At 72.4% G+C, this 13236-nt stretch carries 10 protein-coding genes; 6 read left to right on the top strand and 4 right to left on the bottom strand.

Going from position 1 to position 13236, the window contains the following annotated elements; translation table 11 throughout:
* Window positions 1-12 precede the first annotated feature (12 nt).
* The 4 genes from serA to CXH06_RS13510 all read right to left on the bottom strand — a co-directional run bounded on the left by serA (window position 13) and on the right by CXH06_RS13510 (window position 5314).
* Window positions 13-1620: a phosphoglycerate dehydrogenase gene (gene serA, locus CXH06_RS13495; protein ID WP_114855719.1), complete on the bottom strand. Its 1608-nt coding sequence runs from the start codon at window positions 1618-1620 to the stop codon at window positions 13-15.
* 228 nt (window positions 1621-1848) lie between these two features.
* Window positions 1849-2880 carry a ketol-acid reductoisomerase gene (gene ilvC / locus CXH06_RS13500; protein WP_114855720.1) on the bottom strand — a complete coding sequence of 344 codons (1032 nt, stop codon included), beginning with the start codon at window positions 2878-2880 and terminating at the stop codon, window positions 1849-1851.
* Window positions 2881-3008: 128 nt separating this feature from the next.
* Window positions 3009-3524 carry an acetolactate synthase small subunit gene (gene ilvN, locus CXH06_RS13505; RefSeq protein ID WP_114855729.1) on the bottom strand — a complete coding sequence of 172 codons (516 nt, stop codon included), beginning with the start codon at window positions 3522-3524 and terminating at the stop codon, window positions 3009-3011.
* Window positions 3525-3556: 32 nt separating this feature from the next.
* The gene (locus tag CXH06_RS13510) at window positions 3557-5314 is read right to left on the bottom strand and encodes an acetolactate synthase large subunit (protein WP_114855721.1); all 1758 of its coding nucleotides are present in this window, start codon (window positions 5312-5314) and stop codon (window positions 3557-3559) included.
* A gap of 348 nt (window positions 5315-5662) precedes the next feature.
* Here CXH06_RS13510 and CXH06_RS13515 point away from each other — a divergent pair, with 348 nt between their 5' ends.
* The 6 genes from CXH06_RS13515 (at window position 5663) to cobA (ending at window position 13185) form a co-directional block, all read left to right on the top strand.
* Complete coding sequence (locus CXH06_RS13515; RefSeq protein WP_114855722.1) at window positions 5663-7414, top strand: nitrite/sulfite reductase; 1752 nt, start codon at window positions 5663-5665, stop codon at window positions 7412-7414.
* A complete protein-coding gene (locus CXH06_RS13520) occupies window positions 7411-8232 on the top strand; it encodes a phosphoadenylyl-sulfate reductase (protein WP_114855723.1) in 822 nt (273 codons plus the stop codon). The genes CXH06_RS13515 and CXH06_RS13520 overlap by 4 nt, the downstream gene beginning before the upstream one ends.
* On the top strand, window positions 8229-9179 hold the full coding sequence (gene cysD / locus CXH06_RS13525) for a sulfate adenylyltransferase subunit CysD (protein WP_114855724.1): 951 nt from the start codon (window positions 8229-8231) through the stop codon (window positions 9177-9179). Before CXH06_RS13520 ends, cysD begins: the two co-directional genes overlap by 4 nt.
* Window positions 9179-10498, top strand: a complete 1320-nt coding sequence (locus tag CXH06_RS13530; RefSeq protein WP_114855725.1) for a sulfate adenylyltransferase subunit 1 — start codon at window positions 9179-9181, stop codon at window positions 10496-10498. The genes cysD and CXH06_RS13530 overlap by 1 nt, the downstream gene beginning before the upstream one ends.
* A 9-nt stretch (window positions 10499-10507) precedes the next feature.
* Entirely contained in the window at window positions 10508-11464 is a 957-nt protein-coding gene (locus tag CXH06_RS13535) for a sulfite exporter TauE/SafE family protein (RefSeq protein WP_232820355.1), read from the top strand.
* A 152-nt stretch (window positions 11465-11616) separates the two neighbouring features.
* Window positions 11617-13185 (top strand): uroporphyrinogen-III C-methyltransferase, encoded by a 1569-nt coding sequence (gene cobA / locus CXH06_RS13540; protein ID WP_114855731.1) that lies wholly within the window; start codon window positions 11617-11619, stop codon window positions 13183-13185.
* The last annotated feature ends 51 nt before the right edge of the window (window positions 13186-13236 follow it).

The raw sequence follows: 13236 nt of genomic DNA on the forward strand, positions 1-13236 counted from the left end.
CGTGGGCGGTGATCAGTAGACGAGGTCGACCGCGTGGATCGAGCGGGCGCCGATGCTCTCGCCGAGCTCCTCGGCGAAGTCCCGGCCCACGGACTCGTCGAGGTCGAGCACCACGAGGGCCTCGGAGCCGGGGCCCCGTCCGGCGCGCGAGACCTGCATGCCGGCGATGTTCACACCGGCCTCGCCGAGGCGCAGGCCGTACTGGCCGATCAGGCCCGGCCCATCCTCGTAGCGGATGATCAGCAGGTGGTCGCTGAGCGGGACGTCGAGCGCATGGCCGGCGACCTCGGTGAGCTTGTGCTCCTGGTCCACGCCGCTGAGGGTGCCCGAGACGGAGACGACCTCCCCGCCGCGCAGCGTGCCGCGCAGGGTGACGACGTTGCGGAAGCGCTCCGTGGCCTCCTCGGTGACCAGCTGCACGGTGATGCCGCGCTCCTCGGCCAGGACGGGGGCGTTGACGTAGCTGACCTGCTCGGTGACCACCGAGCGGAACACGCCGCGCAGGGCGGAGAGCTTCAGCGCGGTGACGTCGCGGGAGGCGATCTCGCCGTGCACCTCGATGTCCAGCAGCTCCGGGGACTCGCCCGCGAGCGCGGTGAACAGCTGGCCGAGACGGTCGGCCAGGGCCACGCCCGGACGGACCAGGTCGTCGATCGCGCCGCCGGCGACGTTGACCGCATCGGGCACCAGCTCGCCGGCCAGGGCCAGGCGCACCGAGCGCGCGACGGCCACGCCGGCCTTCTCCTGCGCCTCCGCGGTCGAGGCGCCCAGGTGCGGGGTGAGGGTGACGCTGTCGAGCTCGAGCAGGCGCTTCGCGGTCTCGGACTGCGCGGGCGGCTCGGTGGTGTAGACGTCCAGCGCCGCGCCGGCGATCCGGCCGGCGACGAGCGCCTCGTAGAGCGCCTCCTCGTCGATGAGCCCGCCGCGCGCGGCGTTGACGACGTGGAGGGAGGGCTTGGCGAGGGCGAACTGCTCGGCGCCGAGCAGGCCCGTGGTCTCCGGGGTCTTGGGCATGTGGACGGTGGCCACATCGGCCTCGCGCATCAGCTCGTCGAGCTCGACCACGCGCGCCCCGAGCTCCGCGGCCCGGGTGTGGTTGACGTAGGGGTCGTAGGCGAGCAGCTCGACGCCGAAGGGCGCGAGGCGCTCCGCGACCAGCTGGCCGATCCGGCCGAAGCCCACCACGCCCACGGTCTTGCCCAACAGCTCGACGCCGGTGAGCTGCTTGCGCTCCCAGCGCCCGGCCTTCACCGAGGCATCGGCGCGGGCGAGGTTGCGCAGCGAGGCGAGGATCAGCGTCACCGCGAGCTCCGCCGCGGAGACGATGTTGGAGGTCGGGGCGTTGATGACCATGACGCCGGCGGTGGTCGCGGCGGCGACGTCCACGTTGTCCAGTCCCACGCCCGCGCGGGCGACGACCTGGAGCTTCTTCGCCGCGGCGAGGACCTCGGCGTCGACCTGGGTCGCCGAGCGGACCAGCAGGGCGTCGGCCTCGGCGATCGCCGAGAGCAGGGCGGGACGGTCGGTGCCGTCGACGTGGCGGACATCGGCGCCGTCGCCGAAGACCTCGATGGTGGCGGGCGAGAGCTCTTCGGCGAACAGGACGACGGGACGCGTCACGGGAAAAACCTCCGGGTCGGGTGATGGTGCCCGGACTGCCGTCTCCGGGGCCGGGGACAGAGTACTGCGGTGTCCGCCATGCGGTCGCCTCGGCCAGGATCCGAGACCCTTGTCCACGCCCTGACACGGGGCGCACCGGCGGCTGGGGGCCGACGGCCGTGGGACCGACCCGCGGGCCGGCCGCACGGCCGTCGGCAGCAGCGGCGCCGTGAGGCACCGCTGACGGGATCAGCGCGCGGCGCTGCCCTCGGTGTAGTCCTCGTCGAGCGGCTGGGCGCTCCAGGAGAACATCTTGCGCAGGTCCTTGCCGACGACCTCGATCTCGTGCTTCGCCTCCTCCTCGCGCAGCGCGGCGAACTCCTTCGCGCCGTTGTCCTGGTCCTCGATGAACCGCTGGGCGAAGGTGCCGTCCTGGATGTCGGAGAGGATCTCCTTCATCGCCTTCTTGGTCTCGCCGGTGATGACGCGCGGGCCGGAGACGTAGTCGCCGAACTCGGCGGTATCGGAGATCGACCAGCGCTGCTTGGCGATGCCGCCCTCGAACATGAGGTCGACGATGAGCTTGAGCTCGTGGAGGACCTCGAAGTAGGCGATCTCCGGCTGGTAGCCGGCCTCGGAGAGGGTCTCGAAGCCCGCCTGGACGAGGTGGCTCATGCCGCCGCACAGGACTGCCTGCTCACCGAAGAGGTCGGTCTCGGTCTCCTCGGTGAAGGTGGTCTTGATGACGCCCGCACGGGTGCCGCCGACGCCCTTGGCGTAGGAGAGCGCGAGGTCCCAGGCGGTACCGGTCGCATCCTGCTCGACGGCGACGATGTCGGGGATGCCGCGGCCGGCGACGAACTCGCGGCGCACCGTGTGGCCGGGGGCCTTCGGGGCGATGAGCAGCACGTCGACGCCCGCGGGCACCTCGATGTAGCCGAAGCGGATGTTGAAGCCGTGCGCGAAGGCGAGCGCCTTGCCCTCGGTCAGGTGCGGCTGGATGGACTCGCTGTAGACCGTCCGCTGATCCTGATCCGGGGTGAGGATCATGATGAGGTCGGCCCATGCGGAGACCTCGGCGACGGTGCCGGTGCCCAGGCCCTGCTCCTCGGCCTTGGCCCGCGAGGACGAGCCCTCGCGCAGGCCCACCCGGACCTCGACGCCGCTGTCGCGCAGGTTCAGCGCGTGGGCGTGGCCCTGCGAGCCGAAGCCGATGATGGCGACCTTCTTGCCCTGGATGATGGACAGGTCGGCATTGTCGTCGTAGAAGATCTCTGCCACGGTGTGCTCCTTCGTGTCGGGGGTGCGGTGCGCCCGTCGGGTCCGACGTCGGCGCCCGGCGGCGATAGGACGATCCTACCGCCGCATGTCTTACGTTCTGAGAGACTGTCTCTGGATGCGGGACGAGCTCAGGAGAGCAGGCTGCGGTCGGTGATCGCGCGCCCGCCGCGGCCGATGGCGACCTCGCCGGACTTGACGATCTCGCGGATCCCGAAGGCCTCGAGCATCCCCAGCAGCGCGGTGAGCTTGTCCTGGGTGCCGGTGGCCTCGATGGTCACCGAGTCGGCGGCCGCATCGACCACCTTCGCCCGGAACATCTGCACGATCTCCAGCACCGAGGTGCGGGTGGTGTTGTCCGCGGTGACCTTGATGAGGATGAGCTCGCGCTGGACGGTCTGCCGCGCGTCGAGCTGGACGATCTTGAGCACGTTGACGAGCTTGTTGAGCTGCTTCGTGATCTGCTCGAGACGATGCTGGTCGACGTCGACCACCACCGTGATGCGGGAGATCTCCGGATGCTCGGTCGGTCCGACGGCGAGCGAGGAGATGTTGTAGCCGCGACGCGAGAACAGAGCGGTGACCCGGGTGAGGACGCCGGGCTTGTTCTCGACCAGCACCGAAAGGGTCTGGCTGTGCGGGGTCATGACGTAGTCGGTCGTCGAGGTGGTAGTCATGATCAGATGTCCCTCTCCCACTCGGGGCTCATGCCCTGGGCGATCTGGATCTCGTCGTTGGAGACGCCGGCCGGCACCATCGGCCACACCATGGCGTCGGCGCTGACGGTGAAGTCCACGACCACGGGGCGGTCGTTGATCTCCAGCGCCTGCTGGATCGTGGCGTCGATGTCCTCGTCCCGCTCGCAGCGCAGCCCGGCGCAGCCGTAGGCGTCGGCGAGCTTGACGAAGTCCGGGATGCGGCGCGAGCCGTGGCCCGTGTTCAGCTCGGTGTTGGAGTAGCGCTGGTCGTAGAACAGGTTCTGCCACTGCCGGACCATGCCGAGGCTCGAGTTGTTGATGACCGCCACCTTGATCGGGATCTGGTTGATCACGCAGGTGGCGAGCTCTTGGTTGGTCATCTGGAAGCAGCCGTCGCCGTCGATGGACCACACCACGCGATCGGGCATGCCCACCTTCGCCCCCATGGCCGCCGGCACCGAGTAGCCCATCGTGCCCAGCCCGCCGGAGTTGATCCAGGTGCGCGGGTTCTCGTAGGTCACGAACTGGCTGGACCACATCTGGTGCTGGCCCACGCCCGCGACGTAGATGGCCTCGGGACCGGAGAGCGCGCTGAGACGCGAGATGACCTTCTGCGGCGCGGTGAAGCCGTCCTCGGTCTCGGTCCAGCCCAGCGGGTAGTTGTCCCGCAGCATCGACAGCATGGTCCACCAGGCGCCGTAGTCGCGCTCATCGGCGGCGGCGAGCCGCTCGCGCAGCTCGGCGGTCAGGGCGCGGGCGACGTCCGCGGCCTGCCCGACGATCGGGACGTCGGCCTCGATGTTCTTCGAGATCTCGGCCGGGTCGATGTCCGCGTGGACGATCTTCGCCGAGGGGGCGAAGGAGTCCAGGCGTCCGGTCACGCGGTCGTCGAAGCGGGCGCCGATGTTGACGATCAGGTCCGCCCGCTGCAGCGCGGAGACCGCCGCAACGGTGCCGTGCATGCCGGGCATGCCCAGCTGCTGCGGGTGCGAGTCGGGCAGGGCGCCGCGGGCCATGAGGGTGGTGACGAAGGGCGCACCGGAGAGGTCCACGAGCTCGCGGATCTCCTCGGTGGCATCACCGCGGATCACCCCGCCGCCCAGCAGGAAGACCGGACGCTGGGCCTCCAGCAGCATGGAGACGGCCTCGCGGATCTGCTTGCCGTGCGGACGCGACTCCGGCTTGTAGCCGGGCAGGTCCATGCTCTCGGGCCAGACGAACTCGGTCATCGCCTGCTGGGCGTCCTTGGTGACGTCCACGAGCACCACGCCGGGGCGCCCGGTCGAGGCGATGTGGAAGGCCTGCTTGATCACCTTGGGGATCTCCGCGGCGTCCTTGACCAGGAAGTTGTGCTTGGTCACGGGCATCGTCATGCCGACGATGTCCGCCTCCTGGAAGGCGTCGGTGCCGATGAAGGGCGAGCCCACCTGCCCGGTGATGGCCACCATCGGGATGGAGTCCATCTGGGCGTCGGCGATCGCGGTGATGAGGTTGGTGGCGCCGGGGCCGGAAGTCGCCAGGCACACGCCGACCTTGCCCGTGGCGTGGGCATAGCCGCTCGCGGCGTGGCCGGCGCCCTGCTCGTGGCGGACCAGCACGTGGCGCAGGCCCTCGGCGTCCATCAGCGGGTCGTAGGTGGGCAGGATGGCACCACCGGGAAGGCCGAAGACGACCTCGGCTCCGGCGTGCTTGAGGGACTCGACCAGCGCTTGGGCGCCGGTCATGGTCTGTCCGGTCATCGGAACTCCTTCGTCGTCTCGGACGGTGGGCATGGCGGGGATCCTGCGCACCTCCCCCGCACCCCGCATCCTGCCGGGGCACGAAAAAGCCCCTCCGCCTGGGGCTCAGGGAGGGGCGCGGAAGACGAGCTCGTAGAACGAACGGGCGTCAGCCGCGCTCGGTAACTACGAGAAGGTTCATCTCCATGCCGACATGCTAGGTGCTCCCCCGCGCAGATCACCAGGTGTCCGGATCGCGAGATGTGTGCCACGACGCCCTACGTGCCGCCCGGCGCCCGGGCATGTCATCCGCCGACACACATGCCCCAAGAAGTTGTAATGCCGCCCATAACCTTGCATGATCTGGGTATGTCCCGCACCGACACCGCAGAGACCCTGTCGAGCACCGCTTCCGCGGCCACCGCCACGGCGCCCGTCCGGGCGCGACCCTCCCGCTCCGGGAAGCCGCAGGGCCAGTGGAAGATCGACGGCACCGAACCGCTGAACCACAACGAGGAGTTCAAGGCCGAGGACAACGGCCTCAACGTCCGCGAGCGCATCGAGACCATCTACGCCGAGGCCGGCTTCGACGCGATCCCCGGTGACGACCTTCACGGCCGGTTCCGCTGGTGGGGGCTGTACACCCAGCGCCTGCCCGGCATCGACGGCGGGCGCACTGCGCAGCTCGAGCCGCACGAGCTCGAGGACCGCTACTTCATGCTCCGCGTCCGCACCGACGGGGCCTCCCTCTCCCCCGCCGCCCTGCGGGTCCTCGGCGGCATCTCCGACGAGTTCGGCCGCGGCACCGCGGACATCACCGACCGGGAGAACATCCAGTACCACTGGATCGAGATCGAGGCGATGCCCGAGATCTGGCGGCGCCTGGAGACCGTGGGCCTCGAGACCACCACCGCCTGCGGCGACACCCCGCGCGGCTTCCTCGGCAGTCCCGTCGCCGGCGTCGCGGCCGACGAGATCATCGACCCCACCCCGGTGATCGCCGAGATCAAGCGCCGCTACCTCGGCGACCCGGACCTCGCCAACCTCCCGCGCAAGTTCAAGACCGCCATCACCGGCCACCCCACCCAGGACGTGGTCCCCGAGATCAACGACGTCTCCCTGGTGGGCGTGGTCCACCCCGAGCTCGGCCCGGGCTACGACCTGTGGGTGGGCGGCGCGCTGTCCACCACGCCGCGCCTGGGCGAGCGGCTGGGGACCTTCGTGACCGAGGAGCAGGCCCCCGACGTCTGGCACGGCGTGGTGCGGATCTTCCGCGACTACGGCCATCGCCGGCTGCGCAACAAGGCCCGGCTGAAGTTCCTCCTGGCCGAATGGGGCCCCGAGAAGTTCCGCGAGGTCCTGGAGACCGAGTACCTCGGGTACTCCCTGGCCGACGGTCCGGCGCCGGGCGCACCCACGGGGCCCGGCGACCACGTCGGTGTGCATCGACAGAAGGACGGCCGCCACTACGTCGGCGCGACGCCCACGGTGGGGCGGATCGGCGACGGCCGGCTGAGCGCGCTGGCCGATCTCGTCGAGTCCGTCGGCGCCGAGTCGGTGCGCCTGACCCCCTTCCAGACCCTCGTGGTGCTGGGCGTGCCCGAGGAGGGCGTGGAGGGCCTGGTCGCGGGGCTCCAGGAGCTCGGGCTCAGCACGCGGCCCAGCCCCTTCCGCCGCTCGACCATCGCGTGCACGGGCCTGGAGTTCTGCAAGCTGGCGATCGTGGACACGAAGGACACCGCCGAGCGGACCATCGCGGAGCTCGAGGAGCGCCTCGGCGAGCTCGCGCCCGCGCTCGGCGCGCCGATCAGTCTGCACGTCAACGGCTGCCCCAACTCCTGCGCCCGCATCCAGACCGCGGACATCGGCCTCAAGGGGCAGATCATCACCACCGACGAGGGCGAGCAGGTTCCCGGTTTCCAGGTGCATCTGGGAGGATCGCTCGCGCGGCCCGACCTGGCCGAGCCGCAGCTGGGCCGTACCCTGCGTCGGCACAAGGTCGCCGCCCGCGACCTCACCGACTACGTCGAGCGCGTGGTGCGCTCCTATCTGGCCGGGCGCGAGGCCGAGGAGAGCTTCGCCGCCTGGGCGCACCGCGCCGAGGAGGAGGATCTGCGATGAGCACCGAGACCGTCGATGACCTGAGGACCGAGCGCCTGCGCGCCGTGGCCGCGGAGGCGTCCGAGCGCTTCGCGGCCCTCGAGCAGGACCTGGGCCCCGAGGAGCTGGCCGAGGAGGCCTCGCGCTGGGCGGCGGAGACCTTCGGGTCCTCGCTCGCGGTGGCCTGCTCGATGGCCGATGCGGTGCTGCCGCACGTGGTGGCCCGTCACCGCCCCGGTGTGGACGTGCTCTTCCTCGAGACCGGGTACCACTTCCCCGAGACCCTGGCCACCCGGGACCGGGTGGCGCGGGAGCTCGACGTGACCGTGATCGACGTCCTGCCCGAGCGCACCGTGGCCGAGCAGGACGCGGCCCACGGGGCGCGTCTGCACGACCGCGATCCCGGCGCCTGCTGCGCGATGCGGAAGATCGACCCGCTGCGTGCGGCGCTGCGCGGCTACGACGCCTGGGTCACCGGCGTGCGCCGCGAGGAGGGCCCCACCCGGGCGGGCACCCCGGTGGTCACCTTCGACGAGGCCTTCGGCCTGGTGAAGATCAACCCGCTGGTCACCTGGTCCTTCGATCGCCTCATGGGCTATTCCCGCGAGCACGCGCTGCCGGAGAACCCGCTGCTGGACCAGGGCTACCCGAGCATCGGCTGCGCCCCCTGCACCCGCGCCGTCGCCCCCGGCGAGGACCCTCGTGCCGGCCGCTGGTCCGGGAGCGCGAAGACCGAGTGCGGACTCCATCCCGGCACCGAGCAGGCCGGGGCCCCCGCCGACGGCAGCGTCACCGCGCTGTCGCTGCTGTCCCTCGACACGACCCAGGAGGACCGATGACCGCTCTGATCCCCGAGACGCGGACCACCACCGCCGCGGCCACCGGATCGGCTCCGGCCGCCGATCTGCTCGACGCCCTCGAGAGCGAGGCGATCCACATCCTCCGCGAGGTGGTGGGCGAGCTCGAGCGTCCGGCCATGCTGTTCTCCGGCGGCAAGGACTCGGTGGTGATGCTCCACCTCGCCGCCAAGGCGCTGTGGCCCGCCCCGGTCCCCTTCCCCGTGCTCCATGTGGACACCGGGCACAACTTCCCCGAGGTGCTCACCTTCCGCGACGAGGCCGTCGAGCGCTACGGCGTCGAGCTGAAGGTCGCCTCGGTCCAGGACTACCTCGACGACGGCCGGCTGCGCGAGCGGGCCGACGGCACGCGCAACCCGCTGCAGACGCTCCCGCTGCTCGACGCCATCGAGCAGCACCGCTTCGACGCCGTGCTGGGCGGCGGTCGCCGCGACGAGGACAAGGCCCGGGCCAAGGAGCGGATCGTGTCCCTGCGCAGCTCCTTCGGCCAGTGGGACCCCAAGAACCAGCGCCCCGAGCTGTGGCATCTGTACAACACCCGCCGCCAGCCCGGCGAGCACGTGCGCGTCTTCCCACTGTCGAACTGGACCGAGCTGGACGTGTGGCGGTACATCGCCCGTGAGGGGATCGAGCTGCCCCCGCTGTACTACGCGCACGAGCGCGAGGTCTTCGAGCGCGACGGGATGCTCCTGTCCCCCGGCGCGTGGGTCACACCGCGCGAGGGCGAGCGCACGGAGGTCCGGACGGTCCGCTACCGGACCGTCGGCGACATGTCCTGCACGGGCGCGGTGCCCTCCTCCGCGGCCGACGTGGAGGCGGTGATCGCCGAGGTCGCCGCGACCACGATCACCGAGCGCGGCGCGACCCGCGCCGACGACCGCCTGTCCGAGGCCGCCATGGAGGACCGCAAGAAGGAGGGCTACTTCTGATGAGCACCACCACCCTGACCCCCGCGACCGCGCTGGACGACGCGGCCTCCCCGACCCTGCTGCGCCTGGCCACGGCCGGCAGCGTGGACGACGGCAAGTCGACCCTCATCGGGCGCCTCCTGCACGACACGAAGTCGGTGCTGGCCGATCAGCTCGCCGCCGTGCAGGACGCGAGCCGGCGCCGCGGGTGGACCGGCGAGCTGGCGGACCTCGCGCTGCTCACCGACGGCCTGCGCGCCGAGCGCGAGCAGGGCATCACGATCGACGTCGCCTACCGCTACTTCGCCACCGCCGAGCGCTCCTACGTGCTGGCCGACACCCCCGGTCACGTCCAGTACACCCGCAACATGGTCACCGGCGCCTCCACGGCCGACGTCGTCGTGGTGCTGGTCGACGCCCGCCACGGCGTCCTCGAGCAGACCCGTCGGCACCTCGCCGTCGCGGCCCTGCTGCGGGTCCCTCACGTGGTGGTCGCCCTGAACAAGATCGACCTGGTCGAGCACCCCCAGCAGGTCCACGCCGACGTGGTGGAGCAGCTGGGGAGCGTGGCCGCCGCGCTCGAGATCCCGGTGCCCGAGGTGGTCCCGCTCTCGGCGCTGCACGGGGACAACGTGGTGGAGTCCTCCGCCCTCACCGCCTGGTACGAGGGGCCCACGCTGCTGGGGATCCTCGAGGCGCTGCCCGCGGGCCGTCACGCCGTGGACGAGCCCTTCCGCCTGCCGGTGCAGCTGGTGATCCGCCCCCAGCTCGGGGCGCGGGATCCTGCTCATCGCGACTATCGCGGCTATGCGGGGCTGCTCACCTCGGGCTCCCTCGCCGTGGGCGACGAGGTGCTCGTGGCCGGCTCCGGCCGCACCACCACGGTGGCGGGCATCGACCGCGCCCAGGAGTCCGTCCAGCGCGCGGAGGCGGGGGACTCCGTCACGGTCCGCCTCGACGAGGATCTCGACATCTCCCGGGGTGACCTGCTCGCCGCACCCGGTGCCCCCTCGCCGGTCCGCGCCGCGGAGGCCATGCTCTGCTGGCTCGCCGAGACCCCGCTGCGCCCCGGCGCCCGGGTGCTCGTCAAGCACGGCACCCGCACCGTCCAGGCCCGTGTCAGCACGCTCCACGACCGCCTCGACATCAGCACCCTCGAGCGCATCCCCGCCGAGCAGGCCGATCTCAACGACCTCGTGCGGGTGGGCCTCGAGGTCGCCGAGCCGCTCCCGCTCGAGCTCTACTCCGCCTCCCGCGACGGCGGCGCGCTGCTGGTCATCGACCCGCAGACGGCCACGACCCTCGCGGCGGGGATGGTCTCCGCCCGCGACGCCGTCTGAGGCTCGGGCGTGCTGCTCGAGCTGCTCCCCGCCGGCATCGCCGGGTTCCTCGCGCAGATGATCGACGGGGCGCTGGGGATGGGATTCGGGGTCACCTCGGCCTCGCTGCTGCTGGCCACCTCGATGGCGCCGGCCGTCGTGGCCTCGACCGTGAAGTTCGCCCAGCTGGGCACCACCCTCGCCTCCGGAGCGAGCCACTGGGGCGTCGGGAACGTCGATCGCGGCATGATGCTGCGTCTGGCCGTGCCCGGCGGGATCGGGGCGCTGGTGGGCGCGACGGTGCTCTCCTCGCTGTCTCTCGCGGCGGCCGCACCGCTGATGTCCGCGCTGCTGCTCGGTCTGGGCGTGCTGGTGCTGCTGCGCTTCCTGCTGGGGGGCATCCCGGGCCCGGCCGTGCCGGGAGCCGCCGACGGCGGCACCCCGGCCTCCCGGCGCCGCGGCCTGCTGGTGCCCCTCGGGCTCGTGGGCGGTCTGGTGGACTCCACGGGCGGGGGCGGCTGGGGGCCCGTGGTCTCCTCGACGCTGCTCTCGACCGGCCGGACCGCGCCGCGGCGGGTGATCGGCTCCGTCGCCGCCGCCGAGTTCGTCGTGACGGTCTGCGCGAGCATCGGCTTCGTGCTGGGCCTGGGGATCGGCGGGGTCCCCGTCGGCCTCGTGCTCGCGCTCATGGCCGGCGGCGTCCTCGCCGCCCCGATCGCGGCGCGCCTGGCCGGGCGTCTGCCCGCCCCGCTGCTCGGCATCCTCGTGGGCAGCCTGATCATCACGCTGAACCTGGGCCCGGTGCTCCTCACCCTGGGGCTCCCGGCGCCGGTGCGCGTCGGGGTGCAGCTCGGTGCGGCCGTGATATGCCTCGGCCTCGTGGCGCGCACGATCCGGATGCTCCGCCGGCGACCGCGTGGCCTCGGGGATTCTCCGGGGGAAACCGCTGCGAAGCCCGTGGCTGTGCCCGAGCCGGCCTCCTCGTGATCGTCGGCATGGAATGGACAACCGCGCCGTGACCCACCGGGAGATGGAACGATGAGAGTCATGTTCGACGATTCGCCGCTTCGCGACGGCTGCCCCGGGAACCGTGTCCCGGCATTCGTCGGCGACGACGCACGAGTCCGGTGCCACCGACCGTGAATCCGCTTCCTGCCGAGGCCGTCCTCGCCCCGGGCTCCGTCGCCCTCATCGGCGGCGGGCCCGGCGCGCTGGACCTCGTCACCGTCCGCGGCCTGGCCCTGCTGCGCCAGGCCGACGTCGTGGTCGTGGACCGCCTGGGGCCGGTGGGCCTGACCGAGCAGCTCGGCGAGGACGTCGAGGTGATCGACGTCGGCAAGACGCCCGGGCGCCCGTCGCTGGGTCAGGCGGGCATCGAGGAGCTGCTGGTCGCCAAGGCCCTCGCCGGCCATCGCGTGGCCCGCCTCAAGGGCGGGGACCCCTTCGTGCTGGGCCGCGGTGGGGAGGAGGTGCTGGCCTGCCGCGCCGCCGGCGTGCCTGTGCAGGTGGTGCCCGGGGTGACCTCCGCGATCGCCGGCCCCGCCGCCGGGGACGTGCCCGTCACCCACCGCGGCCGCGCCGTCGCCGTGCACATCGTCAACGCCCACGGCGACCTGGGCCCGGCGGACCTCGCCGCGCTGGCCGATCCGGGCACCACCACGGTGCTCATGATGGGCGTGGGCTGGTTGCCGCGTCTGGCCGCGCAGGCGCTGCTGAACGGCGTGGATCCCGCGACCCCGGTCGCGATCGTGCAGAGCGCGACCCTGCCCGCCCAGCGCACCGTCCACGGCACCCTCGCCACCATCACGGAGGTCGCGCGCGAGCATTCGATCGCCTACCCGGCGGTGATCGCCGTCGGCCCCACCGCCGCCGAGGGCTTCCTGGAGCCGCCGCGCACCGGGGACGAGCCCCGTGGCTCGGGCCGCGAGGCCCTGAACAGCTCCCCGGCGCTCACCGGTCCGGCGGCCGAGGGAACCGCTCCTGCCTCCTTCTGGCCGGTGCTCATCGGCTGCGCCCACGGCACCCGGATCCGCGAGGGTCGCGATGTCATCCGCGCGCTGCTGCAGGACATCGCCGGCCAGCTCCCCGGGGTCGCGGTGCGGGAGGCATATGTGGACGTCCAGAGTCCGGAGCTCGCGGAGGTCGTGGCCCGGCACGCCCCGGTCACCGCGGTGGAGCGCACCCGCGAGACCGAGGGTGCGCCCGCGGCCGTGGTGGTCCCGCTGCTGCTGTCCACCGGCTTCCACGTGGGCCAGGACGTCGCGGAGGCCGTCACCGGTCGCGAGGCGCTGGCCGCCGAGCCGCTGGGCCCCGATCCCCGGCTCGCCGAGGTCATGGCGCAGCGCCTGGCCGAGGCGGGCGCGCGCGAGGACGACATCGTGGTCATGGCCGTGGCCGGGACCCGCGACGAGGCCGGACAGGCGATGGCCCGCCGGATGAGCGAGCAGCTGGGCGCGCACCTGGGCCGGAGCGTGGGCCTGGGCTACATCTCCGCCGCGCAGCCGCCGATCGCCGAGGCCGTCGCCGCGGCCCGCGCCGGCGCCGCCGCGGGCGCGCGCGTGGTGATCGCGAACTACCTGCTGGCCCCGGGGACCTTCCACGCCCAGCTCGAGACCGCCGGCGCGGACCTGGTCGCCGCGCCGCTCGGGAACCATCCCCTGGTCGCGCAGATCGCCGCGGACCGCTTCCGCACCGCCCTCGGCGCCTGAGGGCCGACGCCGCCCCGGGACGGAGAAGCGCCCGACGTTCCCGCGGGAACG

This window comes from Brachybacterium sp. YJGR34 (assembly GCF_003347015.1).
Taxonomy (GTDB): domain Bacteria; phylum Actinomycetota; class Actinomycetes; order Actinomycetales; family Dermabacteraceae; genus Brachybacterium.